Origin of the sequence: Pseudomonas sp. ML2-2023-6, from assembly GCF_037055265.1 — a bacterium.
Lineage (GTDB): Bacteria > Pseudomonadota > Gammaproteobacteria > Pseudomonadales > Pseudomonadaceae > Aquipseudomonas > Aquipseudomonas kulmbachensis.
In genome coordinates, this window is sequence record NZ_CP146347.1 from 5,041,257 (window position 1) to 5,064,134 (window position 22,878).

20 protein-coding genes are annotated in these 22,878 nt (G+C 58.3%); 9 read left to right on the top strand and 11 right to left on the bottom strand.

The window, feature by feature from the left end; all coding sequences use genetic code 11:
* The first annotated feature begins 72 nt into the window (after positions 1–72).
* A complete protein-coding gene (locus V6L79_RS23440) occupies positions 73–261 on the top strand; it encodes a hypothetical protein (protein WP_338579567.1) in 189 nt (62 codons plus the stop codon).
* Positions 262–837: 576 nt separating this feature from the next.
* Here V6L79_RS23440 and pmbA read toward each other — a convergent pair.
* Positions 838–2,184, bottom strand: coding sequence for a metalloprotease PmbA (gene pmbA, locus V6L79_RS23445; protein WP_321834506.1), 1,347 nt, complete (start codon positions 2,182–2,184; stop codon positions 838–840).
* A 107-nt stretch (positions 2,185–2,291) separates the two neighbouring features.
* Between pmbA and yjgA the strand changes: the two genes are divergently transcribed.
* Positions 2,292–2,813 carry a ribosome biogenesis factor YjgA gene (gene yjgA, locus V6L79_RS23450; RefSeq protein ID WP_261739637.1) on the top strand — a complete coding sequence of 174 codons (522 nt, stop codon included), beginning with the start codon at positions 2,292–2,294 and terminating at the stop codon, positions 2,811–2,813.
* Between the two features lie 47 nt (positions 2,814–2,860).
* On the opposite strand, the gene tldD is transcribed toward yjgA, so the two are convergent.
* The 8 genes from tldD to mreB all read right to left on the bottom strand — a co-directional run bounded on the left by tldD (position 2,861) and on the right by mreB (position 14,143).
* Positions 2,861–4,303: a metalloprotease TldD gene (gene tldD / locus V6L79_RS23455; protein WP_338579568.1), complete on the bottom strand. Its 1,443-nt coding sequence runs from the start codon at positions 4,301–4,303 to the stop codon at positions 2,861–2,863.
* 180 nt (positions 4,304–4,483) lie between these two features.
* Positions 4,484–5,323 carry a carbon-nitrogen hydrolase family protein gene (locus V6L79_RS23460; RefSeq protein WP_261739639.1) on the bottom strand — a complete coding sequence of 280 codons (840 nt, stop codon included), beginning with the start codon at positions 5,321–5,323 and terminating at the stop codon, positions 4,484–4,486.
* A gap of 9 nt (positions 5,324–5,332) precedes the next feature.
* Positions 5,333–9,145 carry a YhdP family protein gene (locus V6L79_RS23465; RefSeq protein ID WP_338579569.1) on the bottom strand — a complete coding sequence of 1,271 codons (3,813 nt, stop codon included), beginning with the start codon at positions 9,143–9,145 and terminating at the stop codon, positions 5,333–5,335.
* A 75-nt stretch (positions 9,146–9,220) separates the two neighbouring features.
* Entirely contained in the window at positions 9,221–10,678 is a 1,458-nt protein-coding gene (gene rng / locus V6L79_RS23470; RefSeq protein WP_261739641.1) for a ribonuclease G, read from the bottom strand.
* A 56-nt stretch (positions 10,679–10,734) separates the two neighbouring features.
* Complete coding sequence (locus V6L79_RS23475) at positions 10,735–11,340, bottom strand: Maf family protein (protein WP_321834509.1); 606 nt, start codon at positions 11,338–11,340, stop codon at positions 10,735–10,737.
* A gap of 51 nt (positions 11,341–11,391) precedes the next feature.
* Positions 11,392–11,880: a rod shape-determining protein MreD gene (gene mreD / locus V6L79_RS23480; RefSeq protein WP_321834510.1), complete on the bottom strand. Its 489-nt coding sequence runs from the start codon at positions 11,878–11,880 to the stop codon at positions 11,392–11,394.
* Positions 11,880–12,962 (bottom strand): rod shape-determining protein MreC, encoded by a 1,083-nt coding sequence (mreC, locus tag V6L79_RS23485; protein ID WP_338580345.1) that lies wholly within the window; start codon positions 12,960–12,962, stop codon positions 11,880–11,882. Before mreC ends, mreD begins: the two co-directional genes overlap by 1 nt.
* 143 nt (positions 12,963–13,105) lie before the next feature.
* Entirely contained in the window at positions 13,106–14,143 is a 1,038-nt protein-coding gene (gene mreB, locus V6L79_RS23490) for a rod shape-determining protein MreB (RefSeq protein WP_003439856.1), read from the bottom strand.
* Between the two features lie 210 nt (positions 14,144–14,353).
* On the opposite strand from mreB, the gene gatC reads away from it, so the two are divergent.
* From gatC to V6L79_RS23515, 5 genes are all read left to right on the top strand, one after another.
* The gene (gene gatC / locus V6L79_RS23495; RefSeq protein WP_095040392.1) at positions 14,354–14,641 is read left to right on the top strand and encodes an Asp-tRNA(Asn)/Glu-tRNA(Gln) amidotransferase subunit GatC; all 288 of its coding nucleotides are present in this window, start codon (positions 14,354–14,356) and stop codon (positions 14,639–14,641) included.
* A 15-nt stretch (positions 14,642–14,656) separates the two neighbouring features.
* On the top strand, positions 14,657–16,108 hold the full coding sequence (gene gatA, locus V6L79_RS23500; RefSeq protein WP_338579570.1) for an Asp-tRNA(Asn)/Glu-tRNA(Gln) amidotransferase subunit GatA: 1,452 nt from the start codon (positions 14,657–14,659) through the stop codon (positions 16,106–16,108).
* Between the two features lie 10 nt (positions 16,109–16,118).
* The gene (gene gatB, locus V6L79_RS23505; RefSeq protein ID WP_261739646.1) at positions 16,119–17,564 is read left to right on the top strand and encodes an Asp-tRNA(Asn)/Glu-tRNA(Gln) amidotransferase subunit GatB; all 1,446 of its coding nucleotides are present in this window, start codon (positions 16,119–16,121) and stop codon (positions 17,562–17,564) included.
* 145 nt (positions 17,565–17,709) lie between these two features.
* Positions 17,710–18,081 carry a septal ring lytic transglycosylase RlpA family protein gene (locus tag V6L79_RS23510; protein ID WP_261739647.1) on the top strand — a complete coding sequence of 124 codons (372 nt, stop codon included), beginning with the start codon at positions 17,710–17,712 and terminating at the stop codon, positions 18,079–18,081.
* A gap of 50 nt (positions 18,082–18,131) precedes the next feature.
* Positions 18,132–19,172, top strand: coding sequence for a calcium/sodium antiporter (locus V6L79_RS23515; RefSeq protein ID WP_321837598.1), 1,041 nt, complete (start codon positions 18,132–18,134; stop codon positions 19,170–19,172).
* A gap of 10 nt (positions 19,173–19,182) precedes the next feature.
* Here V6L79_RS23515 and V6L79_RS23520 read toward each other — a convergent pair whose 3' ends face one another.
* On the bottom strand, positions 19,183–20,124 hold the full coding sequence (locus tag V6L79_RS23520) for an AEC family transporter (RefSeq protein WP_261739648.1): 942 nt from the start codon (positions 20,122–20,124) through the stop codon (positions 19,183–19,185).
* 65 nt (positions 20,125–20,189) lie between these two features.
* Positions 20,190–20,747: a hypoxanthine-guanine phosphoribosyltransferase gene (locus V6L79_RS23525; RefSeq protein WP_048360104.1), complete on the bottom strand. Its 558-nt coding sequence runs from the start codon at positions 20,745–20,747 to the stop codon at positions 20,190–20,192.
* A 166-nt stretch (positions 20,748–20,913) separates the two neighbouring features.
* Here V6L79_RS23525 and upp point away from each other — a divergent pair, with 166 nt between their 5' ends.
* Together upp and V6L79_RS23535 are read left to right on the top strand one after the other, a co-directional pair.
* Positions 20,914–21,552 (top strand): uracil phosphoribosyltransferase, encoded by a 639-nt coding sequence (gene upp / locus V6L79_RS23530; RefSeq protein WP_261739649.1) that lies wholly within the window; start codon positions 20,914–20,916, stop codon positions 21,550–21,552.
* A gap of 1 nt (position 21,553) precedes the next feature.
* Complete coding sequence (locus V6L79_RS23535; protein ID WP_261739650.1) at positions 21,554–22,828, top strand: uracil-xanthine permease family protein; 1,275 nt, start codon at positions 21,554–21,556, stop codon at positions 22,826–22,828.
* Positions 22,829–22,878 lie beyond the last annotated feature (50 nt).

Below are 22,878 nucleotides of genomic sequence, written 5' to 3' on the forward strand. Positions count from 1 at the left end.
CCAGAAACCTATCATCTACCTCGTATTCACTCAGTACCCCACTGCAGCTTCCTACACCCTTAGAGGTTGCTGATGGACAACAACAACACGATTTTTAATATTGATGTTGGTAATAGTCTAACTACACCACCCACGGTTAATGGCACGGGTGCGGCCACTGCAACAATAGATCTGTGCGCCGCACACATCAAAAACGGCATATCACTGGCGGCTGGCGCTGCCAATGCAAGCATGGTTTTACGTTTATTTACGACTAAGTAAAAACAAAGAAAGTCCTCTGCCTTTCCTTAACTTTCACACGCGCACCGAGACTATTAATATGTTATTTCAAAGTTTGAACATAGTCGCCGTTCTGTTTACCGTGTTTCTGTACAGTCAAGCAGAGGCCTCAATTACGCTCAATTCAACCAGAGCAGTATTTGAAGGAAATAAAAAAGAAGCCAGTGTCATGGTGCGTAATCTGAGCAGTGACGCGATGGTACGACGGGGATAGACAGCTACTCCATCCCGCTATCGCTCAACTATGACTAGCGGCGCAGTAAAACCTGTAGCCGCTGTCGAGGTACGAGGCTGCGAAAAGGGCCGAAGGCCCTTCAAATGCTGCGCAACCCATCGCAGCCTCGCTGCGGCTACGGTGTTTTTGCAACGATTGCGATCTGTAGCAGCTGACGAGTAGAACGAGGCTGCGTCCGAGGACAGAGTCCTCGTAAACCCGGCAATGGTTAAAACTCTGATATACCCAGGTTGTATGGTTTACGACTGCTGCGCAGCCGGACGCAGCCTCGCGAAGCTCCTCAGCGGCTACAGAGTACGGCGCAAGCCCCATATGACTCGCGCTTAGCTACCCGCCACCATCATGCGTTCGATCAGCACCGAGCCGGTGCGGATGTTGCTGCGCAGTTCCAGATCGTTGCCCACGGCCACGATCTGTTTGAACATGTCGCGCATGTTGCCGGCAATCGTCACTTCTTGCACCGGGAACTGGATTTCGCCGTTTTCGACCCAGAAGCCCGCCGCGCCACGGGAGTAGTCGCCGGTGACCATGTTCAAGCCGCTGCCCATCAGTTCAGTGACAAACAGGCCGCGGCCCATGCGCCGGATCAATGCGGCCTGATCCTCATCGCCATGGGTCACGAACAGGTTGTGCACGCCGCCCGCGTTGGCGGTGCTTGGCATGCCCAGCTTGCGCCCGGAGTAGGTGCTGAGGATGTAGGACACCAATTCGCCATCTTTGATAAACGGTTTGGCGTAAGTGGCCAAACCATCGTTATCGAACGACGAACTGCCCATGGCGCGCATCAAATGCGGACGCTCATCCAGGGTCAGCCATTCAGGGAAAATCTGCTGGCCCATGGTATCCAGCAGGAACGATGACTTACGGTACAGGTTGCCGCCCGAGATTGCGCCCAGGAAGCTGCCGAACAAGCCACCGGCCAACTCGGCCGAGAACAGGACCGGCACTTCGCAGGTCGGCACCGGGCGTGAACCCAGGCGGCGAGCGGCGCGCTCTGCAGCGCGCTGGCCAATGGTTGCGGCGTCCATCAGCAGCTCACCCTGGCAATTGACGTCATACCAGTAATCGCGCTGCATCTGGCCATCGCCTTCGGCGATCATCACGCAGCTCAGGCTATGACGGGTCGAAGCCGAGCCACCGATAAAGCCGTTGCTGTTGCCGTATACGCGGCAACCCTGATGCGTGCTTAGCGTGGTGCCATCGGCGTTCTTGATCCGGCTGTCGGCCTCGAACGCTGCGGCTTCACAGGCCAGGGCCTTTTCGATGGCTTGCTCAGGGGTAATGTCCCAGGTGTGGAATACATCGAAATCTTTCAGGTCTCGAGCCATCAGGCTGGCATCAGCCAAACCCGAGCTTTCATCTTCGGAGGTGTGCTGGGCAATCGCCAACGCCGCTGCGACGGTTTCGCGGATCGCATCCGGGCCAGTGGCCGAAGTGCTGGCCGAACCTTTGCGCTGACCCACGTAAAGAGTGATGCCAAAACCCTGATCGCGGTTGAACTCAACGGTTTCGACTTCGCGCTGACGTACCGAGGTCGACAGGCCCTGCTCCAGCGACACAGCTACTTCACAGGCACTGGCGCCCTGACGCTTGGCTTCGGCGATGATTTGCTCTACTTGCTCTTGCAGTGCCGGCAAGGCCTGCGGGCCGACGCTTTGTACTGCACTCATGGTTTTCTCCACTCAAATTCTGTTTTCGGCAGGGCCGCCGAGCGACCGGGCCGGACAAGCGGCCCCCGACTGGTTATCATGGCGGCGTTTCTTTGCGGACTGCCACCATGGTTGATTCTTACGACGACGCCTTCGACGGCGAAAAAAGCAAATCGCAGGTCAAACGCGAGCTTCATGCTCTGGTTGATCTGGGCGAGCGTCTCACGACACTCAAGCCTGACTTGCTGAACAAAATGCCCCTGACTGACGCAATGCGAAAGGCTCTGGCAGATGCTCCAAAACACACGGCCAATATTGCGCGCAAGCGCCATATGATGTTCATCGGCAAACTGATGCGCGATCAACCGCTTGATGAAATTCTTGCTTTGATCGATCAAGTCGATGCCTCTTCTCGCCAGTACAACGAACGTTTTCACAACCTCGAGCGCTGGCGTGATCGCCTGATCGAAGGTGATGACGCAGTACTGGAAAAGTTTGTTGCCGAGTTCCCTGAAGCTGATCGCCAGCAAATGCGCTCGGTCATACGTCAGGCCAAACACGAACTGGCTCAGAACAAGGCACCGGCTTCAAGCCGCAAATTGTTCAAGTACATTCGTGGGTTGGACGAGTCTCAACGCGGTCTGCGTTAAGCCTCGTATCCGGGAGGGTTGCCTGGCAGCCCTCCCGGAAACTTCCATCAACCGCCCGTACCGCCAACAGTAATCGCGTCAATCTTCAGGGTTGGCTGCCCAACGCCTACCGGCACCGACTGTCCGTCCTTGCCGCATGTCCCCACGCCGCTATCCAGCGACAGATCGTTACCGACCATCGACACCTTGCTCATCGCTTCCGGCCCGTTGCCAATCAGGGTTGCGCCTTTGATCGGGTAAGTGATTTTACCGTCTTCGATCATGTACGCCTCGCTGGTGGAGAACACGAACTTGCCGCTGGTGATGTCGACCTGACCACCGCCCAGATTGGCGCAGTAGATGCCCTTTTTCACCGAGGCAATAATTTCGGCCGGGTCACTTTCACCGCCCAGCATGTAGGTGTTGGTCATGCGCGGCATTGGCAGATGCGCGTAGGACTCGCGACGGCCATTGCCGGTGCGGGCCACACCCATCAGGCGAGCATTGAGTTTGTCTTGCATATAGCCCTTGAGCACGCCGTTTTCGATCAGCGTAGTGCACTCGGTCGGGGTGCCTTCGTCATCGACGCTGAGCGAGCCACGGCGACCGGCCAGGGTGCCGTCATCGACAATGGTGCACAGCTTGGAGGCAACCATTTCACCCATGCGGCCGCTGTAGGCCGAACTGCCCTTGCGGTTGAAGTCCCCTTCCAGACCGTGGCCCACGGCTTCGTGCAGCAACACACCAGACCAACCAGAACCAAGGACTACAGGCATGGTGCCTGCGGGTGCCGGTACGGCTTCAAGGTTGACCAGCGCCTGACGCAGTGCCTCACGGGCATAACCCATGGCACGGTCGTCGGTGAGGAAATAGCGGTAATCGGTACGCCCGCCACCGCCATGCCCGCCGCGTTCGCGACGACCATTTTGCTCGACGATGACGCTGACATTGAAACGCACCAGAGGACGAATATCTGCCGCCAGGCCACCGTCAGTGGAGGCCACCAGAATCCGTTCCCAGACCCCGGCCATGCTCACGGTGACTTGCTGAATACGCGGATCGAGGGCGCGGGTAGCGGCATCAATACGCTTGAGCAGTTCGACCTTTTCAGCGCGGCTGATGACTTCCAGCGGGTTATTCGGGCCATACAGCTGGGCCACGTCCTGGGTGGTGAATGCCTGCACCGTGCCGTTTTGACCAGCGCGGGAGATGGAACGAGCAGCACGAGCAGCCAGCCCCAGGGCTTCCAGGGTGATCGCGTTGCTGTAGGCAAAACCGGTTTTCTCGCCAGACTGGGCGCGCACGCCTACACCCTGATCGAGATTGAAGCTGCCTTCTTTGACGATGCCGTCTTCAAGTGCCCAAGACTCGGAAATCTGGCCCTGAAAATACAGGTCTGCCGCATCGATACCTGGCCCGGCCAGGTCACCCAATACGCTTTGCAGACTTTCGATGGTGACACCGCCCGGTGCCAACAGGTGTTCGCTGACTGAGGTCAACAACTCGCTCATACTCACTCCGTCTTGGCCCCCGCATCAGCATCTTTGAGTGCTGAACCCACGGGCCTGAAAATTACTGTGGGAGCCAGCCTGCTGACGATCCAGGCGACTCGGTCTGCCTGGCTCAGCGCAGTAATGTTTTCGCTGGCAGGCCAGCTCCCACAAAAAATGCATCCAACCAAAACCGTGCTTCTAAACGCGCGTCTGCGCGCCCTGCGAAAAAAATCGCCGATGGCTCACCACCGGCATGCGCGCCCTGATATCCGCCTGTTCGACGGAGTCACGCTCGGCCAGCAATACGCCCTCGCCTTGCGCCTGCTCGGCCAGCACCCGCCCCCAAGGGTCGATGATGGCAGCGTGCCCGTAGGTCTCGCGCGGGCCCGGATGAACGCCTCCCTGGGCCGCTGCAAGCACGTAACACTGGGTTTCGATGGCCCTCGCGCGAATCAGAATGTCCCAATGCGCCGCCCCCGTCACGGCGGTAAATGCCGAGGGGGCAGTAATCAGCTCCGCGCCAGCGCTTCGTAACTCACTGTACAGCTCTGGAAAGCGCAGGTCGTAGCACACGGTCAGGCCCAGCTTGCCGACGGGAGTATCAGCCACCACCACTCGCTCACCATGAGCATAGTCGTCAGATTCACGATAACGACCACGACTGTCAGACACATCCACGTCGAACAAGTGCAGTTTGTCGTAGCGGGCCACTTGCTCGCCGTCAGCATTGATCAGCAGCGAACAGGCATTGACCTTGGCATCTGGCTGGCCTTCTGGCGGCAACGGTAACGTCCCGGCAACTACCCATAAGTTGAGGTCGCGAGCGGCCTGTTTCAACCATGGCAGGATCGGGCCTTCACCCAATGCCTCGGCGCGACCGATATCGGCAATATCACGACGGCCCATGGCGGCAAAGTTTTCAGGCAGTACGGCCAGTTGCGCGCCGCCAGCAGCCGCCTTTTCCAGTAGGCGTCGAGCCTGAGCCAGATTAGCCAGCACATCGCTCTGACTGACCATTTGAATCACTGCAAACGACATGACGCGCTCCTATTTTTTCTCAAAAGGCTTGTCGAAGGTGATCTTCGGATCGTTCCACGGGCCTTGAATGCTGTATTGCACACTGGCGAAGCGCGACACCTGATCGCCGATCAGCTTGTTGAGCAAAAATACCGCCCCACCTACCGCTGGCCCACCCACCACCAAAGCGGCCAAGGACAGGTTGTTGGTCACCGGCAAGGTCACCAGCAGCTTGGCGTTGACCTGATCGGTGACCATGTTCAGCGTGCCATTAAGCTCCAGGTTGGTAGATGGCCCGGTCATCAGAATCGGTTTGCTGGTGCTATAGACACCACTGCTGGCATTGAGCACGCCCTTGACCCGGTCGTAGCTCAGACCTTTGCCAAACAGGTCGGAGAAGTCCAGACGCAGGCGACGGCCAATGGCGTTGAAATTCAGCAGACCAAAAATGCGCAGCACCTGGGCGCTGCCATCGACTTCCACAAACTGGCCTTTATTGAGTGAAGCATCCAGGGTACCGGAAAAACGCTTGAGGCCGATCCAGGCCGGTGAACCCGGCCAGTTGCCATCGACGTCCAGATGAAAATTATTGCTGGTCACACTGGGGGCAAAGCCCCAGTTCTTGAGTACGTCAGCCAAATTGCCGCCACCCAGACGGCCCTGATACCAGCTCTTGCTGCTACCCGCGACGCCTTCCCAACCACCCGAGCCTTCGAGCAGCAGGCCCTTAAGCCCCAGGTTCAGGCTGTTGAGGCTAATGCCACGACTGTTTGGCCGTACTTTGAGCGACCAGGCGCCAAGCAAGTCCGGTCCTTGGTAGAGCTGTCGAATGACGATGTCCAGCGCCGGAATGTTACGCGGATCAACCGCAGCCAGCGGGTCCGGGGCATTTTCGTCGGCCACCACTTTGGGGTCGGGCGCGGGCAGACGAATGCTCTGCATCGTGACCACAATCGGGGCGTTTTTGGCATCTGGCAAAGTCACCGCACCGAGGGCCTGCTTGCTGTCGATTTGCAACGCCCAGGAGGCGGCATTGCGCTTCATCATCAAGCGAACCTGATCCAGTTGAGTGCCGAAGGCGATCAACTTGCCGACTTTAAAGTCCGCGCTGTTGAGCAGTTGCTTGGCACTGCCGCCGGGGTCCTTGCCTGCATAGCGCTCGACCAACGCCTGCCACGGGGCAACGTCCAGCTCCGAGAGCACGCCGCGAATACGCAAGCCCTTGCTGGCAGGCAGCACCGGGTCGCCATCGCCCAGGAACAATTCGCCACGCCCGTCTTCAAACTTGCCATTGGGGGCGGCAAAGGTCAGGTTGGCCAAGTCACCGTAGTCAAACCAGTAGCGGCGCTCGGCCCCTTGCAGGGTCATGCGGAACACGCTGTTGCGGCTCTCATTGGCCGCCAGACCGAACGGCGCTGGTAAATCCACCACAGCGCCCTTGAGGCTGGAACTGACGCGCAACTGGCTGTCGGCACCGTCCAGAGTAAGTTGTAGCTGATAAGGCAAATCACCCGTCACCGGGATCGGCTGATTGAACTTGAGCCAGTCAGTGAGTTTTTTAACCCCCACTTGACCGCTTGCCACCACACGGGTGCTGATGCGGCCGGGCTTGCCGTCGGCAAAGATCTGCGCCGTGATCGGACGATCAAACGCACGTGCGCTGATGCCCTTGCCACTCAGCCCCTTGGCACTGTCAAAGCGAAAGTCGCCCTTGAGTTGAGTGAGTTCGAGCTCAGGTTCGCTGATTTTCAAGCGCGCCTTGTCGGTATTGAAATCCACCAGAATTTTCGGCTCTTCACCTTTGCCCAGCGGGATATCCAGATCGACCCGGCCTTTGAGCGAGCCCTCCCCCTGCCAGCCAGCAAAGGTTTCAGCGGTGCCAATCGGCGCCTCCTGAAGAATTTTCAGGCCGTCACCAAGACCACCGTCAAAATCGCCATCCAGCAACAGATGACTGACCTTGCCACTGGGCACATGGGGAATACTCACCGCAACGTTGCGAACCTGCGTGTCGAGCAGTTGGCCTTTGCTGGCCATGATCCGCACGCCGCTGTCTTCGATAAATACATCACCCGAGACATTGCGCACATGGGGCCAGCCGGGCTGGAACGCCAGTTCTGCACCCTGCACTTTGAAGAACAGGCTGATATTGCGTGCCGCCGCAACGGCGTCGTGGCTCAGCGACCCTTGGTATTGGAAAAAACCTTCTTCGACCGCGCCCTTGATAATCGCGGTACTCAGCCATTCGGTAAGCGCCGGGCTCAACACTTCAGGCAGGTATTTGGGGGTAAAACGACCATCGCCATCCGTTAGACCGACCCGTAGGTCCATGTAGTCTTCCTGGGAATGGTCGAGGTGGATCCGAATCAAAAAGTCAGCCGCGATCTTGCCCTCCTCCCCCAGCACTTTGATGTACGGCGCGATCAGGGTGAAGCTGTCCTTGTTCAAGGTCCAGGTCAGCAGAGCATTGGCTTGCAGGTACTGCCAGGGCTTGGCGAAGATCGGCTCCAGATGCAGCATGAAATCCTTGCTGTCGAGCCGCAGTTCGCCCTTGCCCAGGTCACCGCTGATCAGGCCGCTGACGTTGCGCGCAGCCGGGGCACCGTGGGCGGCATTGAACCCGACCTGTTGCAGATTGGCAGCGAAGCTGAGCTTTTCATCGCCTGTCGCGTCGGGACGGTAGTCGAGCAGCACATTACGCAGCGTACCCGTGACCTTGAGCTGGTCGATCACCTTGGCCAAACCATCGGGCCACGGCGCCAGCGAATCGAGCAACGGTGTAATCGGGGTCAGGTCCAGGCGGTCAGCCTGCAAGTGCCAGCGCTCCTGCTCCTTGTCGGTCGCCGCGAACTGCTGCAACTGCATGCGGGTTTCCCAGCGGGTCTTGCCCAGGTCCATTGCCAGCGAATCGAGTACTACATTGAAACCTTGCTTGCCCCGTTCAGCCCAGGCATGCAGCGCCAGGCTGTCAATGGTCTCGGCTTTACGGTCGGCGTAGGCAGCGCTGATTTTTGGTGCATTCAAGCGTGCAACCGCGCTCTGTACCGAGCCTTTGTTCCAGTTAAACCAGAGCTCGCCACCCGCCTTGAGTTCAGACACTTTCCACGGTTGAAGCAGCGTGGCGGGCAGCCATTTGGCCCAGTCACTCTGGGGCAGGCTGACATAAGCCTGGGCCGCACCATCTCGCCACTGGCTAGCCTGAACCTGGGTCTTGAGGCTCAGCGCTACAGGTTGACCATCGGGCAAGGTAAGCCGCGCGTCGAGGCGCTGATCCGAGGCGCCAACGTCCAGCGTCAGCCCTACATAGGTCATGGTCAGCGGAGCGTGCTTGAAGGGTTCGAGCGTCACCTGGCTGTCGAGCACCGACAACTGCGATACACGCTGCAGCTGATTGAGTAATTGCTCAGGATCCAGTGGCTGGTCGTCCTGTACCGGCAACCCTTCGAGGGCCCAATGGCCGTCCTGGTCCTGACGCAAGCTAAATTGCAGACCATTGAGTTGCACGCGGGCGATACGGATGTCACGGTTCAACAGGCTGGCCCACACGTCGGGCACCACCTGCACTTCATCCAGGCGCAAGGCACTGTTGCCCTCGCCAATCATCACATCGTGTGCCAGCAATACGGGCGCCATGGCGCTCCAGCGCCCCTCAAGGCTGCCAATCGTCAATGGCATGCCCAAGGCTTCGCGGGCTTTGTTCTGCACCTCGATGCGGTATTCAGCGATCAGCGGGGTCAATTCACGGCCGAGGCTGACGTATAGCGCCGTCAACACTAAAACCAGGGCGCACAGGCCCAACCCCCAACGGGTCAGCGCGGCAAAAAAGCGTGTCAGACGCTCCATGTCAGGTGGCCCCTTCAGTAATGATCACAGGGGCTGAGCTCAGCCCCTTTTTAACGCTATACGACGTCTGATACTTCAGAGCAGCACCACATCGTATTGTTCCTGGGAATACATGGTTTCGACCTGAAAACGAATCGTACGCCCGATAAAACCTTCCAATTCCGCAACGTTGCCCGACTCTTCGTCCAGTAAGCGGTCGACCACTTTCTGATTGGCCAACACCCGATAACCTGTCGCCTGATAGGCCCGGGCCTCACGCAGGATTTCACGGAAAATTTCATAGCAGATGGTTTCAGCGGTTTTCAGCTTGCCCCGGCCCTGGCAGCACACACACGGCTCACACAGAACCTGTTCAAGGCTCTCGCGGGTGCGTTTGCGGGTCATCTGCACCAGACCCAACTCGGTAATCCCGATGATGTTGGTCTTGGCGTGATCACGCTCCAGCTGTTTTTCGAGGGTGCGCAGCACCTGACGCTGATGCTCTTCATCTTCCATGTCGATGAAGTCAATGATGATGATCCCGCCCAGGTTGCGCAGGCGCAATTGCCGGGCAATAGCGGTGGCTGCTTCGAGGTTGGTCTTGAAAATGGTTTCTTCAAGGTTGCGATGGCCCACAAATGCGCCGGTATTGACGTCAATGGTGGTCATGGCCTCAGCCGGATCGACCACCAGATAACCGCCGGACTTGAGCGGGACTTTGCGATCCAGGGCTTTCTGGATTTCGTCTTCCACGCCATACAAGTCAAAAATCGGCCGTTCGCCTGGGTAGTGCTCAAGGCGGTCGGCAATTTCAGGCATCAGTTCGGCAACAAACTGAGTGGTTCTCTGGAAGGTTTCACGCGAATCGATGCGGATTTTCTCGATCTTGGGACTGACCAGATCGCGCAATGTGCGCAGTGCCAAGCCCAGGTCTTCGTAGATTACAGTCGGCGCACCAACGGTTTTGATCTGGGCCCCGATCTGGTCCCACAAGCGGCGCAGGTAACGAATATCCATCAGGATTTCATCCGCCCCGGCGCCCTCGGCCGCCGTACGCAGGATAAAACCACCGGCTTCCTGGATGCCTTCCTGGGCCACGCAATCGGTGACCACCCGCTTCAAACGCTCACGTTCGGCTTCGTCTTCAATTTTCAACGAAATACCAACATGCGCGGTGCGCGGCATGTACACCAGATAGCGTGAAGGAATCGACAGCTGAGTAGTCAGACGTGCGCCCTTGGAAGCGATCGGATCCTTGGTAACCTGCACCACCAGGCTCTGGCCTTCGTGCACCAGCGTGCTGATGCTTTCAACGGCCTGGCCTTCGCGCAGGGAAATTTCGGAGGCATGAATAAAGGCCGCGCGGTCCAGCCCGATATCAACAAAGGCCGCCTGCATGCCGGGCAAAACCCTGACAATTTTGCCTTTATAAATGTTGCCGACAATGCCCCGGCGCTGGGTACGCTCGACATGCACCTCTTGCAGAACACCGTTCTCTACCACCGCCACGCGCGATTCCATCGGCGTGATGTTGATCAGGATCTCTTCACTCATGGCTGGGTCTCGTTCAGGCGTCATCACAGTAGTGCCACGTCTCGTAGGTGCGGTATTCAGCGCACGGTAAGGTTTTGCCAACAGGGTATGCCGAAATGCCCGAGCAGTTCTGCGGTTTCGCACACGGGCAACCCAACAACGGCTGAATAACTGCCATTTAGACCCGCCACGAACACCGCTGCCAAGCCCTGAATGGCGTAACCACCGGCTTTATCCTGCGGCTCACCGCTGGCCCAGTACAGGCTGGCTTCTTGTTTGTCGATGTTTCGAAAACGGACCTGGCTGCGCACCACTCGAGTTTCGCAACGCCCGGCATCCACAATCGCGATGGCGGTCAACACCTCATGCTCCCGGCCAGATAACGCCATGAGCATAGCCAAGGCGTCGGCCTCGTCGACTGGTTTACCGAGAATGTGCTCATCGAGCACCACAGCCGTATCGGCCCCCAGAACGCAAAACCCGTCGTCCGGTTTCGATGCCAGCAGTTGCTGGCGTCCAGCTTGGGCCTTTTCACGCGCCAGGCGCTCGACATAGGCCACAGGGGATTCATTCTGGAGGGGGGTTTCGTCAATGGCCGCACTGACTGTTTGAAACGGCACGCCGATTTGAGTCAGCAACTCGCGTCGGCGCGGTGAGCCAGAGGCCAGATAAAGCGAGGTCATCAAGACATCTCCCTGTCGAGGTGCACAAACCAGGAAATGGCTCGTATCCGATTAATTGATTTTGAAACGTCTGCATAACCCGCGAAGCCCGTAACTGATCCAGGGCCACAGCAGTGCACTGACCAAAGCCGGCAAGATCAGCGCCAGGGTCGGTTGGCGGTTCCCGGTCAAGGCACTGAGCCACAACTGGGCGAGCTGAGCCAGACCGAAAATCACCAGAATCACCAGGCTTTGCTGCCACATCGGGAACACCCGCAGGCGCTGCTGCAGTGACAAGACCAGGAAGGTGATGAGGGTCAGTGTCAGGGCGTTCTGCCCCAGTAACGTGCCGTACAGCACATCCTCGGCCAGCCCCAGGCAAAACGCAGTGAGCATTCCCACTTTATGCGGCATGTACAAGGCCCAAAAGGCCAACAACAAGGCCAGCCAGAGCGGGCGCAGGATTTCCATGAACTGCGGCATCGGTGAAATGCTGAGCAACAGGCCGATGGCAAATGTCAGCCAGATCAGCCAGCTGTTACTCGAACGCGTACTCGCCATTATTGCCTCTCCCGAGTAGTGGCCGGCACAGCGGCTGGCGGCCTGGCTGCGGCGGGGGTTGCAGAAGGAGGCTTGGCAGCCGGGGCCTTGGCAGAAGCAGGCTTGGCGGCCACAGGCGCCACCGACGGTGCAACTACAGCTGCAGGTGCAGGTGCAGGTGCTGCAGGTTTTGGCACTGTCGCCGGAACAATGGAAGGTGCTTCACCGTTTTGCTCTGCCTGCTGGGCCTTGGCAGCGTCATTGGCCCGCTCTTCCGGGGTTCGGCTATCGCTGAACACCAGCAGCAGGTAACGGCTACGGTTCAAGGCCGCCGTCGGCACTGCCCGCACAATGGCAAAAGGCTGGCCCGAGTCGTGAATCACTTCTTTGACCGTTGCCACCGGATAACCGGCCGGGAAACGCTGCCCCAGGCCCGAGCTGACCAGCAGGTCGCCCACTTTGATATCCGCAGTGTCTGCAACATGACGCAGTTCCAGGCTCTCCGGATTACCCGTACCGCTGGCAATCGCGCGCAAGCCATTACGGTTTACCTGCACCGGAATGCTGTGGGTCGTATCGGTGAGCAACAGGACACGCGAGGTGTAGGGCATCAGCTCGACCACTTGCCCCATCAGCCCACGAGCATCAAGCACGGGCTGCCCCAGTACCACGCCGTCGCGCTCACCTTTGTTGATGATGATGCGATGGGTGAAGGGGTTAGGGTCCATGCCGATCAACTCGGCCACTTCAACCTTTTCGTTGACCAGCGCGGATGAGTTCAGCAACTCGCGCAGGCGCACGTTCTGCTCGGTCAAGGCGGCCAGCTTTTGCATGCGGCCTTGAAGCAGAAGGTTTTCAGTTTTGAGTTTCTCGTTTTCCGCCACAAGCTCGGTACGGCTGCCGAACTGACTGGCCACACCCTGCCACAAGCGCTGCGGCAAATCGGTAATCCAGTAGGACTGCATCAGCACCAGCGACATTTGACTGCGCACGGGTTTGAGCAACGTGAAGCGAGCGTCCACTACCATCAGCGTGACCGATAGCACGACCAGCACCAAAAAGCGCACGCCCAATGAGGGGCCTTTGGAAAAGAGCGGTTTAATAAGCCGCTCCTCCCGGGCAAGTGTTCAATTTATTCATACGGCTTCAAGCGGCCTGGATGAAGATTGACAGAAGATAAACGCCAAAAGGCAGCACTGCAAAGTGCTACCTTCTGATGATAACCAAAGGACTGCACCACACGATCTTATTCGCTGGAGAGCAGGTCCATTGTGTGTTTATCCATCATTTCCAGCGCACGGCCACCGCCACGCGCAACGCAGGTCAGCGGGTCTTCGGCAACAATCACCGGCAGACCAGTTTCCTGAGCCAGCAACTTGTCGAGATCACGCAGCAAGGCGCCACCACCGGTCAGTACCAGACCACGCTCGGCGATGTCCGAAGCCAATTCTGGCGGAGACTGCTCCAGTGCGCTTTTCACAGCCTGAACGATGGTTGCCAGCGACTCTTGCAGAGCCTCAAGCACTTCATTGGAGTTCAGGGTGAAGGCACGTGGTACGCCTTCTGCCAGGTTACGGCCGCGCACGTCGACTTCACGTACTTCACCGCCAGGGAAAGCCGTACCGATTTCGGTCTTGATGCGCTCGGCAGTCGACTCACCGATCAGGCTGCCGTAGTTGCGACGTACGTAAGTGATGATCGCTTCGTCGAAACGGTCGCCACCCACCCGTACGGATTCGGCGTAAACCACACCGTTCAGGGAGATCAGGGCGATTTCAGTGGTACCACCACCGATATCGACAACCATCGAACCGCGTGCTTCTTCAACCGGCAAGCCGGCACCGATGGCAGCAGCCATTGGTTCTTCGATCAGGAACACTTCACGGGCACCGGCACCGAGTGCCGATTCACGAATGGCACGACGCTCTACCTGAGTCGATTTGCAAGGCACACAAATCAGAACTCGCGGGCTAGGTTGCAGGAAACTGTTTTCATGCACCTTGTTGATGAAGTACTGCAGCATTTTTTCGCAAACGCTGAAATCGGCAATAACGCCGTCTTTCATCGGACGAATGGCAGCAATGTTGCCCGGTGTACGGCCAAGCATGCGCTTGGCCTCGGTGCCGACGGCAACGACACTTTTCTGGTTACCGTGTGTCCGAATAGCCACAACCGATGGCTCATTCAGGACAATACCGCGCTCACGCACGTAAATAAGGGTGTTGGCAGTGCCCAGGTCGATGGAAAGATCGCTGGAAAACATGCCACGCAGTTTCTTGAACATGGGAAAGGGACCCTAGGCAACGCGTGGGTAAAAAAGTGCGGCAAACTCTAACAACGACAGGGATTTTGGGCAAGGCGCCAATATGTTAAATTGGACGCTTTTCCGAGCACCAATGCCCATAATCGCGGCCATATGACCGTAGAAATGCGGTAGTGTTCCGACAATCTAACACACGGATAGCATCCGTCCTGTTTTCCACTGGAGAATCCCATGGCGCTTGACCGCTCCGACGTGGAAAAAATCGCTCATTTGGCCCGTATTGGCCTCAATGATGCCGATATTCCACGCACCACCGAAGCCCTTAACAGCATTCTGGGGCTGATTGATCAGATGCAGGCCGTCGACACCACCGGTATCGAGCCTCTGGCCCACCCACTGGAAGCCAGCCAGCGCCTGCGCGCAGACGTCGTGACTGAAAGCAATCATCGCGAGGCTTATCAGTCCATCGCACCAGCGGTCGAAAACGGCCTCTATCTGGTTCCGAAAGTCATCGAGTAAAGGGAAAGAGCCTGCATGCATCAATTGACTCTGGCCGAGATCGCCCGCGGACTCGCCGATAAAAAGTTTTCCTCCGAAGAGCTGACCAAGACCCTGCTGGCGCGTATCGCCCAGCTCGATCCTCAGCTCAACAGTTTCATCACCCTCACCGAAGACCTCGCCCTAGAGCAGGCCAAGGCCGCTGACGCACGTCGCGCCAACGGTGAAACCGGTGCCCTGCTGGGCGCGCCGATCGGTCACAAGGACTTGTTCTGCACCTTGGGCGTACGCACCAGCTGCGGCTCCAAAATGCTCGACAACTTCAAGGCCCCGTATGACGCCACCGTGGTTGCCAAACTGGCTGGCGCTGGCGCTGTGACCTTGGGCAAGACCAACATGGACGAGTTCGCCATGGGGTCGGCCAACGAATCGAGCTACTACGGGGCGGTTAAAAACCCGTGGAACCTTGAGCATGTTCCGGGCGGTTCGTCTGGCGGTTCGGCAGCAGCCGTTGCCGCTCGTCTGTTACCTGCCGCGACTGGCACCGACACCGGCGGTTCTATCCGACAGCCGGCAGCGCTGACCAATCTCACTGGCCTGAAACCGACCTACGGTCGTGTTTCGCGCTGGGGCATGATTGCTTACGCCTCCAGCCTCGATCAGGGCGGCCCGTTGGCCCGCACGGCCGAAGACTGCGCCATCCTGCTGCAAGGCATGGCCGGTTTCGACCCGCAAGACTCCACCAGCATCGACGAACCCGTGCCGGACTTCAGCGCCAACCTTAATGGTTCGCTGCAAGGCCTGCGCATTGGCGTGCCTCAGGAGTTCTTCAGCGAAGGTCTCGACTCGCGCATCGCAGAGCTGGTCCACAACAGCATCAAAGAGCTGGAAAAGCTCGGTGCCGTGATCAAGCCCATCAGCCTGCCGAACATGCAGCACGCGATTCCTGCGTACTACGTGATCGCGCCAGCAGAAGCTTCGTCCAACCTGTCGCGTTTTGACGGCGTACGCTTCGGCCATCGCTGCGAAAACCCGAAAGACCTCACTGACCTGTACCAGCGCTCGCGCGCCGAAGGCTTTGGCCCGGAAGTACAGCGCCGGATTCTGGTCGGTGCCTACGCCCTGTCGGCGGGTTACTACGACGCTTACTACCTGCAAGCGCAAAAAATCCGCCGCCTGATCAAAAATGACTTCATGGCTGCGTTCAACGAAGTCGACATCATCCTCGGCCCGACCACGCCTAACCCGGCCTGGAAAATCGGCGCTAAAAACAGCGATCCGGTTTCGGCCTATCTGGAAGACGTCTACACCATTACCGCCAACCTCGCGGGCCTGCCGGGCCTGTCGATGCCAGCCGGTTTTGTCGATGGCTTGCCAGTGGGCGTGCAATTGCTCGCGCCTTACTTCCAGGAAGGTCGCTTGCTCAACGTTGCCCATCAGTACCAGCTGAACACTGACTGGCACACGCGCTCACCTGCCGGCTTCTGAGGAAAAACATATGCAATGGGAAGTTGTGATCGGGCTGGAAATTCACTCCCAGCTCGCCACCCAATCGAAGATTTTCTCCGGTAGTGCTACCACTTTTGGTGCAGAACCGAACACCCAGGCCAGCCTGGTTGACCTGGGCATGCCCGGCGTACTGCCGGTGCTGAACCAGGAAGCCGTGCGCATGGCCGTGATGTTCGGTCTGGCAGTTGATGCTGAAATTGTTCAGCACAACGTATTTGCCCGCAAAAACTACTTCTACCCGGACCTGCCCAAGGGCTACCAGATCAGCCAAATGGAACTGCCGATTGTCGGCAAGGGCCACTTGGATATCACCTTGGAAGACGGCACCGTCAAACGCGTCGGCATCACCCGTGCCCACCTTGAAGAAGATGCTGGCAAAAGCCTGCACGAAGACTTCAGCGGCGCCACCGGCATCGACCTGAACCGTGCGGGGACGCCGCTGCTGGAAATCGTGTCCGAGCCGGACATGCGCAGCGCCAAAGAAGCCGTGGCCTACGTCAAGGCGATGCACGCCCTTGTGCGTTACCTGGGCATCTGCGACGGCAACATGGCAGAAGGCTCGTTGCGTTGCGACTGTAACGTGTCGATTCGCCCGGTTGGCCAGGCCGAGTTCGGTACACGCTGCGAGATCAAGAACGTCAACTCGTTCCGCTTCATCGAGAAGGCGATCAACAGCGAAGTACAACGTCAGATCGAACTGATCGAAGACGGCGGCAAGGTCATTCAACAGACCCGCCTGTACGACCCGAACAAGGACGAAACCCGCGCCATGCGCAGCAAGGAGGAAGCCAACGACTACCGTTACTTCCCCGACCCGGACCTGCTGCCAGTGGTCATCGAAGATTCGTTTATCGAAGACGTGCGCGCCACTCTGCCGGAGCTGCCACCGCAGAAACGCGAGCGCTTCCAGTCCCAGTTCGGCCTGTCGGCCTACGACGCCAGCGTATTGGCTTCGAGCCGCGAACAAGCAGACTACTTCGAGAAAGTCGTGAGCATCAGTGGCGACGCCAAACTGGCGGCCAACTGGGTGATGGTCGAGTTGGGCAGCCTGCTCAACAAGCAAGCCCTGGACATCGACCAGTCGCCGGTCAGCGCCGAGCAACTGGGCGGCATGCTGCAGCGCATCAAGGACAACACCATCTCCGGCAAAATCGCCAAGGTCGTGCTGGAAGCGATGGCCAATGGCGAAGGCACTGCCGACGATGTCATTGAAAAGCGCGGCCTCAAGCAAGTCACCGACAGCGGCGCGATTGAAAAGGTGCTGGATGAAGTGCTGGCGGCCAACGCAGAACAGGTCGAGCAATACCGTGCGGCAGACGAAGCCAAGCGCGGCAAGATGTTCGGCTTCTTTGTGGGCCAGGCGATGAAAGCCTCCAAAGGCAAAGCCAACCCGCAACAGGTCAACGAACTGCTCAAAAGCAAGCTCGAAGGCTAAAAGCAAAGCTTGTAGCCGCTGCCGTAGGCTGCGACAAGGGCCGCAGGACCTTCGCTTTTGATAAAAAAGCGGGGGCACTATGCAACCCATCGCAGCCTGCGGCAGCGGCTATAGCTTATTTAACGGCTAACAAAAAGGATTCCCCATGAAGCGGCTACTCGGCGCCTGCGCCCTGCTCAGCTTGCTCGCTGGCTGTGCCAGCCATGACATAGACCCCCGCGGCTATGACAAAACCGGCATTGCCTCCTATTACGGCGCTCGCCACCACGGCAAGCGAACCGCCAGCGGCGAACCCTTCGACCAACATGCCCTCACTGCCGCCCACCCTGGCCTGCCTTTCGGCACGCGGGTACTGGTGACCAATTTAAGCAACGACAAATCCGTCGTGGTGCGCATCAATGATCGCGGGCCGCACACCCGTGGCCGCCTGATCGATCTTTCGCGCAAGGCCGCCCAGCAGTTGGATATGCTGCGTACAGGCACAGCCAAAGTCCGGGTTCAGGGCTTGAGTGATTAATTGAGGGAGTTGTCGCTATTTTTGGCTTGAGCGCTCTATCACCGTGGAACTTGCTGCAATTGCTCTGTGGCCTCGTGCTGCTGATCGCAGGAGCCGAATTACTGGTGCGTTGCGCCGTGCGCATCGCTGCCAACATGAAAGTGCGTCCACTGCTGATCGGTTTGACCGTGGTGGCACTGGGCAGCAGCGCACCGCAGATGACCGTCAGCCTGCAGGCTGCATTCAATGACACCGCCGACATTGCCGTGGGCAGTGTGATCGGCAGTAACATCTTCAATATCCTGGTCACCCTCGGGCTCTCGGCACTGATCATTCCCCTGCGCGTGTCCCGTCAACTGGTACGACTGGACATACCCCTGATGATCCTGGCCAGCGGCCTGGTATTCGCCCTGGCGCTGAACAAACAACTCGACCGCCTGGACGGCGTGGTCTTGCTAGGCGGCCTACTGATCTATCTGGCCCTGCTGCTGCGCCAATCTCGCCACAGCGGCCATCATCACGCCAGCCACGATTTGCCCCGTACCTCTTGGCTGCACAACTTACTGCTGATGCTCGCAGCTCTGGGTCTGCTCGGGCTTGCCGGGCATCTGCTGCTCGGGGCCGCAGTCACGCTAGCCACTGAACTGGGGCTGTCAGAGCGGATAATCGGACTGACCATCATTGCCGTCAGCACCTCGCTGCCAGAACTGGCCACTTCCCTGATTGCAGCGTTTCGCGGCCAGCGCGAAATTGCCGTCGGCAACGTGATTGGTAGTAACGTCTTTAACCTGTTGGGAGTTCTCGGCCTGACTGCGTTGGTGGCACCCACACCCTTGTCCGTGTCGCCCAATGCGCTGGCGTTCGACCTGCCGGTGATGCTGGGTGTTGCGGCGCTGTGCCTGCCCGTGTTCTACACCGGCTACCGCGTGACCCGTGGTGAAGGGGTGTTGTTTCTGGGGTTGTATCTGGCTTATGGCCTGCACGTGGTGTCCTTCACCACCGGCATGCCGTTGGCCGGCAAGCTTGAACACCTGATGCTGTTCTTTATCTTGCCGGCGCTGCTGCTGTTTCTGCTGTTCAGCACCCTGCGCGCATGGCGGCGACAGCACTGAGCCGCAGAGGCTAAATCCAACCGCCCCACTGCAACACAAAAATGCCGATATTGGTCGTGATGGCTGCCATCAAGGTGGTGATCACGATAATCGAGGCGGCCAACTCGTGATTGCCATTGGCCGCCCGCGCCATGACATAACTGGCAGCGGCCGTCGGGCTGGCGAAGTACAAAAACAGAATCCCCAGTTCCGGCCCGCGAAAGCCGCAGAGCCAGGCACCCAAGGTTGCCAACAGCGGCATGCTGACCATTTTCACCAGGCTGGCGCTCAGCGCCATGTCGCCACTTTTACGCAAACTCGCCAACGACAGCGTACCGCCGATGCAAATCAGTGCCAGCGGCAAGGTCATCGCCGCCAGGTACTCACCCGATGCCTGCAACCAGCCGGGCAAGCTGATCTTGAACACCGCGAACGGCACAGCAGCCAGCACACTGATGATCAGTGGGTTTTTGAACACACTTTTGCAGATGCTCCAGGGGTCGGACTTGATCACCGGGCTATAGACTGCAAGCACAATGGTCGACAGGGTGTTGTAGAGCAGAATCACCAGACCGGCGAGCACCGCGCCCAACGATATCCCGTAATCGCCATACATGCTGGCCGCCAGCGCCAGGCCGATAACCCCGTTGTTCCCGCGAAATGCACCCTGGGTGTAGATCCCGCGATCTTCACGCGGGCAACGCCAGATCGACCAACCCCACGCCAGCGCAAAACTGAGAAAAGTTGCCAGAACGAAGTAAGCCAGCACCTTGGGCTGCAGGGCAGCTCTCAGATCCGCATGCAAAATACCCAGAAACAACAACGCCGGCATGGTGACGTTAAACACCAAGGCCGACGCTGTATGGATAAAGTTGTCATTGATCCAGCCCACACGCTTGAGCACCACGCCCAAAAACAGCATGGCAAACACCGGGGCTGTGATCGTGAGCGTCTGAAGGAAAATAGCCAGCATGTCAGCACACTCATGGAGGTAGAACCGGGTTGAAGCTTTCGTGATGAAAGCTTCAACATCCTTTGTTACATGCCTTTGACCGCATAGATGCCAGCGGCATTACGCCAGTAGCCTTTGTAGTCCATACCGTAGCCGAAGATGTAACGGTCAATACACGGCAAACCTACGTAGTTGGCCTTCAGGTCCGGGCGCGCCTTGCGGTCGTGGTCCTTGTCGATCAATACCGCGGTATGCACCTGACGGGCACCGGCGTGTTTGCAGAACTCGACGATCGCGCTCAGGGTGTGACCTTCATCCAGGATGTCATCGATGATCAGCACGTGACGGTCAATGAACGATACTTCTGGCTTGGCCTTCCAGAACAGGTCACCGCCTGTGGTTTCATTGCGATAGCGCGTGGCGTGCAAGTACGACGCTTCAAGCGGAAATTTCAGATGGGTGAGCAGCTTGCCGGAAAAAATCAGGCCGCCGTTCATCACACAAAATACCACTGGATTGGTCTCAGCCATTTCAGCCGTGATTTGCGCACCTACGCGGGCAATTGCCACCTCGACTTCAGCTTCGGTGTACAGGCAGTCAGCCTCTCGCATGATTTGACGGATATGCTCGAGATCAGCAGACATGACGCTCTCCAGGGGGGGTTGTGCAAGAAAAGCGGGCAAAGGTACGCATCCGCATGGCTCAGATCAAGCATTTATGGACTAACGTGCAGTAATGTCTGTAGGACATCACCCCGGATTAGATTAATCTAGGCCGCTTTTTTTGCCTGCCCAACCGGAGCCTTTACTTATGCCCATCCGTGAGATCCGCCATCCGCTGATCCGTCACAAGCTCGGCCTTATGCGCCGCGCAGACATTAGCACGAAGAACTTCCGTGAGCTCGCTCAGGAAGTCGGCGCGTTGCTGACCTACGAAGCCACCAAAGACCTGACCCTCGAAACTTACGAGATTGAAGGCTGGTGCGGCACCGTCCAGGTTGAAAAAATCGCTGGCAAGAAAATTACCGTCGTACCGATTCTGCGTGCGGGTATCGGCATGCTCGAAGGCGTACTCAGCCTGATTCCAGGCGCTAAAGTCAGCGCTGTCGGTATTGCCCGTAACGAAGAAACCCTCCAGGCCCACACCTACCTGGAAAAGCTGGTGCCGGAAATCAACGAGCGTCTGGCGATGATTATCGACCCGATGCTGGCCACTGGCTCCTCGATGGTTGCAACCATTGACCTGCTGAAAAAAGCCGGCTGCAAAGAGATCCGCGCCATGGTGCTGGTTGCTGCACCAGAAGGGATTGCTGCGGTTGAAGCCGCTCACCCTGACGTGACCATCTACACCGCCTCTATTGATGAGCGTTTGAACGAGCACGGCTACATCATTCCGGGCTTGGGCGATGCCGGCGACAAGATCTTCGGCACCAAGCAAAAGGACGTATAACATGCAGGACGAGTTCAACGACCCGCTCTGGCGCCAGATTATCTCTGGCGCACAGATGCTCTTCGTGGCCTTTGGCGCGTTGGTGTTGATGCCACTGATTACCGGCCTCGACCCCAACGTTGCACTGTTCACGGCGGGTCTCGGGACTCTGCTGTTCCAGATCGTGACCCGCCGCCAGGTGCCGGTCTTTCTGGCTTCGAGTTTCGCTTTCATTACCCCGATCATTCTCGCCAAGGGCCAGTTCGGCCTGGCCGCGACCATGGGCGGCGTAATGGCAGCCGGTTTCGTGTACACCTTTCTCGGTTTCGCGGTAAAGCTTAAAGGCACCGGCTTTATTGATCGCCTGCTGCCACCCGTGGTGATTGGCCCGGTGATTATCTCGATTGGCCTGGCAATGGCGCCCATCGCTGCGCATATGGCCATGGGCCGCGCTGAAGATGGCTCCGAGCTGATCCACTATCAAACCGCCATGATGATCTCGATGCCAGCGCTGCTGACCACCTTGATCGTGGCTGTATTCGGTAAAGGGATTTTCCGTCTGGTGCCAATCATTGCCGGTGTGCTGGTGGGTTTTGGCATGGCGTTCTACTTCGGGGTCGTCGACACCGCCAAGATCGCCGCGGCGCCCTGGTTCGCCATGCCGCACTTCACCGCTCCCGAGTTCAACTGGCAGGCGATTCTGTTTATCGTTCCCGTGGCACTTGCCCCGGCCATCGAACATATCGGCGGCGTAATTGCCGTGGGCAGCGTAACCGGTCGTGACTACCTGAAAAAACCGGGCCTGCACCGCACGCTGTTCGGTGACGGCATCGCTACCACCGCTGCTGGCCTGCTGGGCGGACCGCCCAACACTACCTACGCCGAAGTAACGGGCGCAGTGATGCTGACCAAGAACTACAACCCGAAAATCATGACCTGGGCGGCGATCTTCGCCATCAGCCTGGCTTTTGTCGGTAAGTTCGGCGCGCTGCTGCAAAGTATTCCAGTGCCAGTGATGGGCGGAATTCTGTGCCTGCTGTTCGGTTCGATTGCCGCTGTAGGCATGAACACCCTGATCCGCCACCAGGTTGACCTGAGTGAAGCGCGCAATCTGGTGATCGTGTCGGTAACGCTGGTATTCGGGATTGGCGGTGTGCTGATCGGTACAGGCATGGGCCCGGAAGACTTCGGTCTCAAGGGCATCGCGTTGTGCGCCATCGTTGCGATAGCGCTTAACCTGATCCTGCCGGGCAATGACAGCTGGAAGCACAAGAAAGGTGGTGGGCCGGTTATCTGAATCGACCTGACAACCTAAGTATCTGATGTGGGAGCTGGCTTGCCAGCTCC

Coding starts and splice junctions, on each gene's coding strand:
- V6L79_RS23440 (WP_338579567.1), top strand. CDS start 73: ATGGACAACAACAACACGATTTTTAATATTGATGTTGGTAATAGTCTA.
- pmbA (WP_321834506.1), bottom strand. CDS start 2,184: ATGAGTGCAGTACAAAGCGTCGGCCCGCAGGCCTTGCCGGCACTGCAA.
- yjgA (WP_261739637.1), top strand. CDS start 2,292: ATGGTTGATTCTTACGACGACGCCTTCGACGGCGAAAAAAGCAAATCG.
- tldD (WP_338579568.1), bottom strand. CDS start 4,303: ATGAGCGAGTTGTTGACCTCAGTCAGCGAACACCTGTTGGCACCGGGC.
- V6L79_RS23460 (WP_261739639.1), bottom strand. CDS start 5,323: ATGTCGTTTGCAGTGATTCAAATGGTCAGTCAGAGCGATGTGCTGGCT.
- V6L79_RS23465 (WP_338579569.1), bottom strand. CDS start 9,145: ATGGAGCGTCTGACACGCTTTTTTGCCGCGCTGACCCGTTGGGGGTTG.
- rng (WP_261739641.1), bottom strand. CDS start 10,678: ATGAGTGAAGAGATCCTGATCAACATCACGCCGATGGAATCGCGCGTG.
- V6L79_RS23475 (WP_321834509.1), bottom strand. CDS start 11,340: ATGACCTCGCTTTATCTGGCCTCTGGCTCACCGCGCCGACGCGAGTTG.
- mreD (WP_321834510.1), bottom strand. CDS start 11,880: ATGGCGAGTACGCGTTCGAGTAACAGCTGGCTGATCTGGCTGACATTT.
- mreB (WP_003439856.1), bottom strand. CDS start 14,143: ATGTTCAAGAAACTGCGTGGCATGTTTTCCAGCGATCTTTCCATCGAC.
- gatC (WP_095040392.1), top strand. CDS start 14,354: ATGGCGCTTGACCGCTCCGACGTGGAAAAAATCGCTCATTTGGCCCGT.
- gatA (WP_338579570.1), top strand. CDS start 14,657: ATGCATCAATTGACTCTGGCCGAGATCGCCCGCGGACTCGCCGATAAA.
- gatB (WP_261739646.1), top strand. CDS start 16,119: ATGCAATGGGAAGTTGTGATCGGGCTGGAAATTCACTCCCAGCTCGCC.
- V6L79_RS23510 (WP_261739647.1), top strand. CDS start 17,710: ATGAAGCGGCTACTCGGCGCCTGCGCCCTGCTCAGCTTGCTCGCTGGC.
- V6L79_RS23520 (WP_261739648.1), bottom strand. CDS start 20,124: ATGCTGGCTATTTTCCTTCAGACGCTCACGATCACAGCCCCGGTGTTT.
- V6L79_RS23525 (WP_048360104.1), bottom strand. CDS start 20,747: ATGTCTGCTGATCTCGAGCATATCCGTCAAATCATGCGAGAGGCTGAC.
- upp (WP_261739649.1), top strand. CDS start 20,914: ATGCCCATCCGTGAGATCCGCCATCCGCTGATCCGTCACAAGCTCGGC.
- V6L79_RS23535 (WP_261739650.1), top strand. CDS start 21,554: ATGCAGGACGAGTTCAACGACCCGCTCTGGCGCCAGATTATCTCTGGC.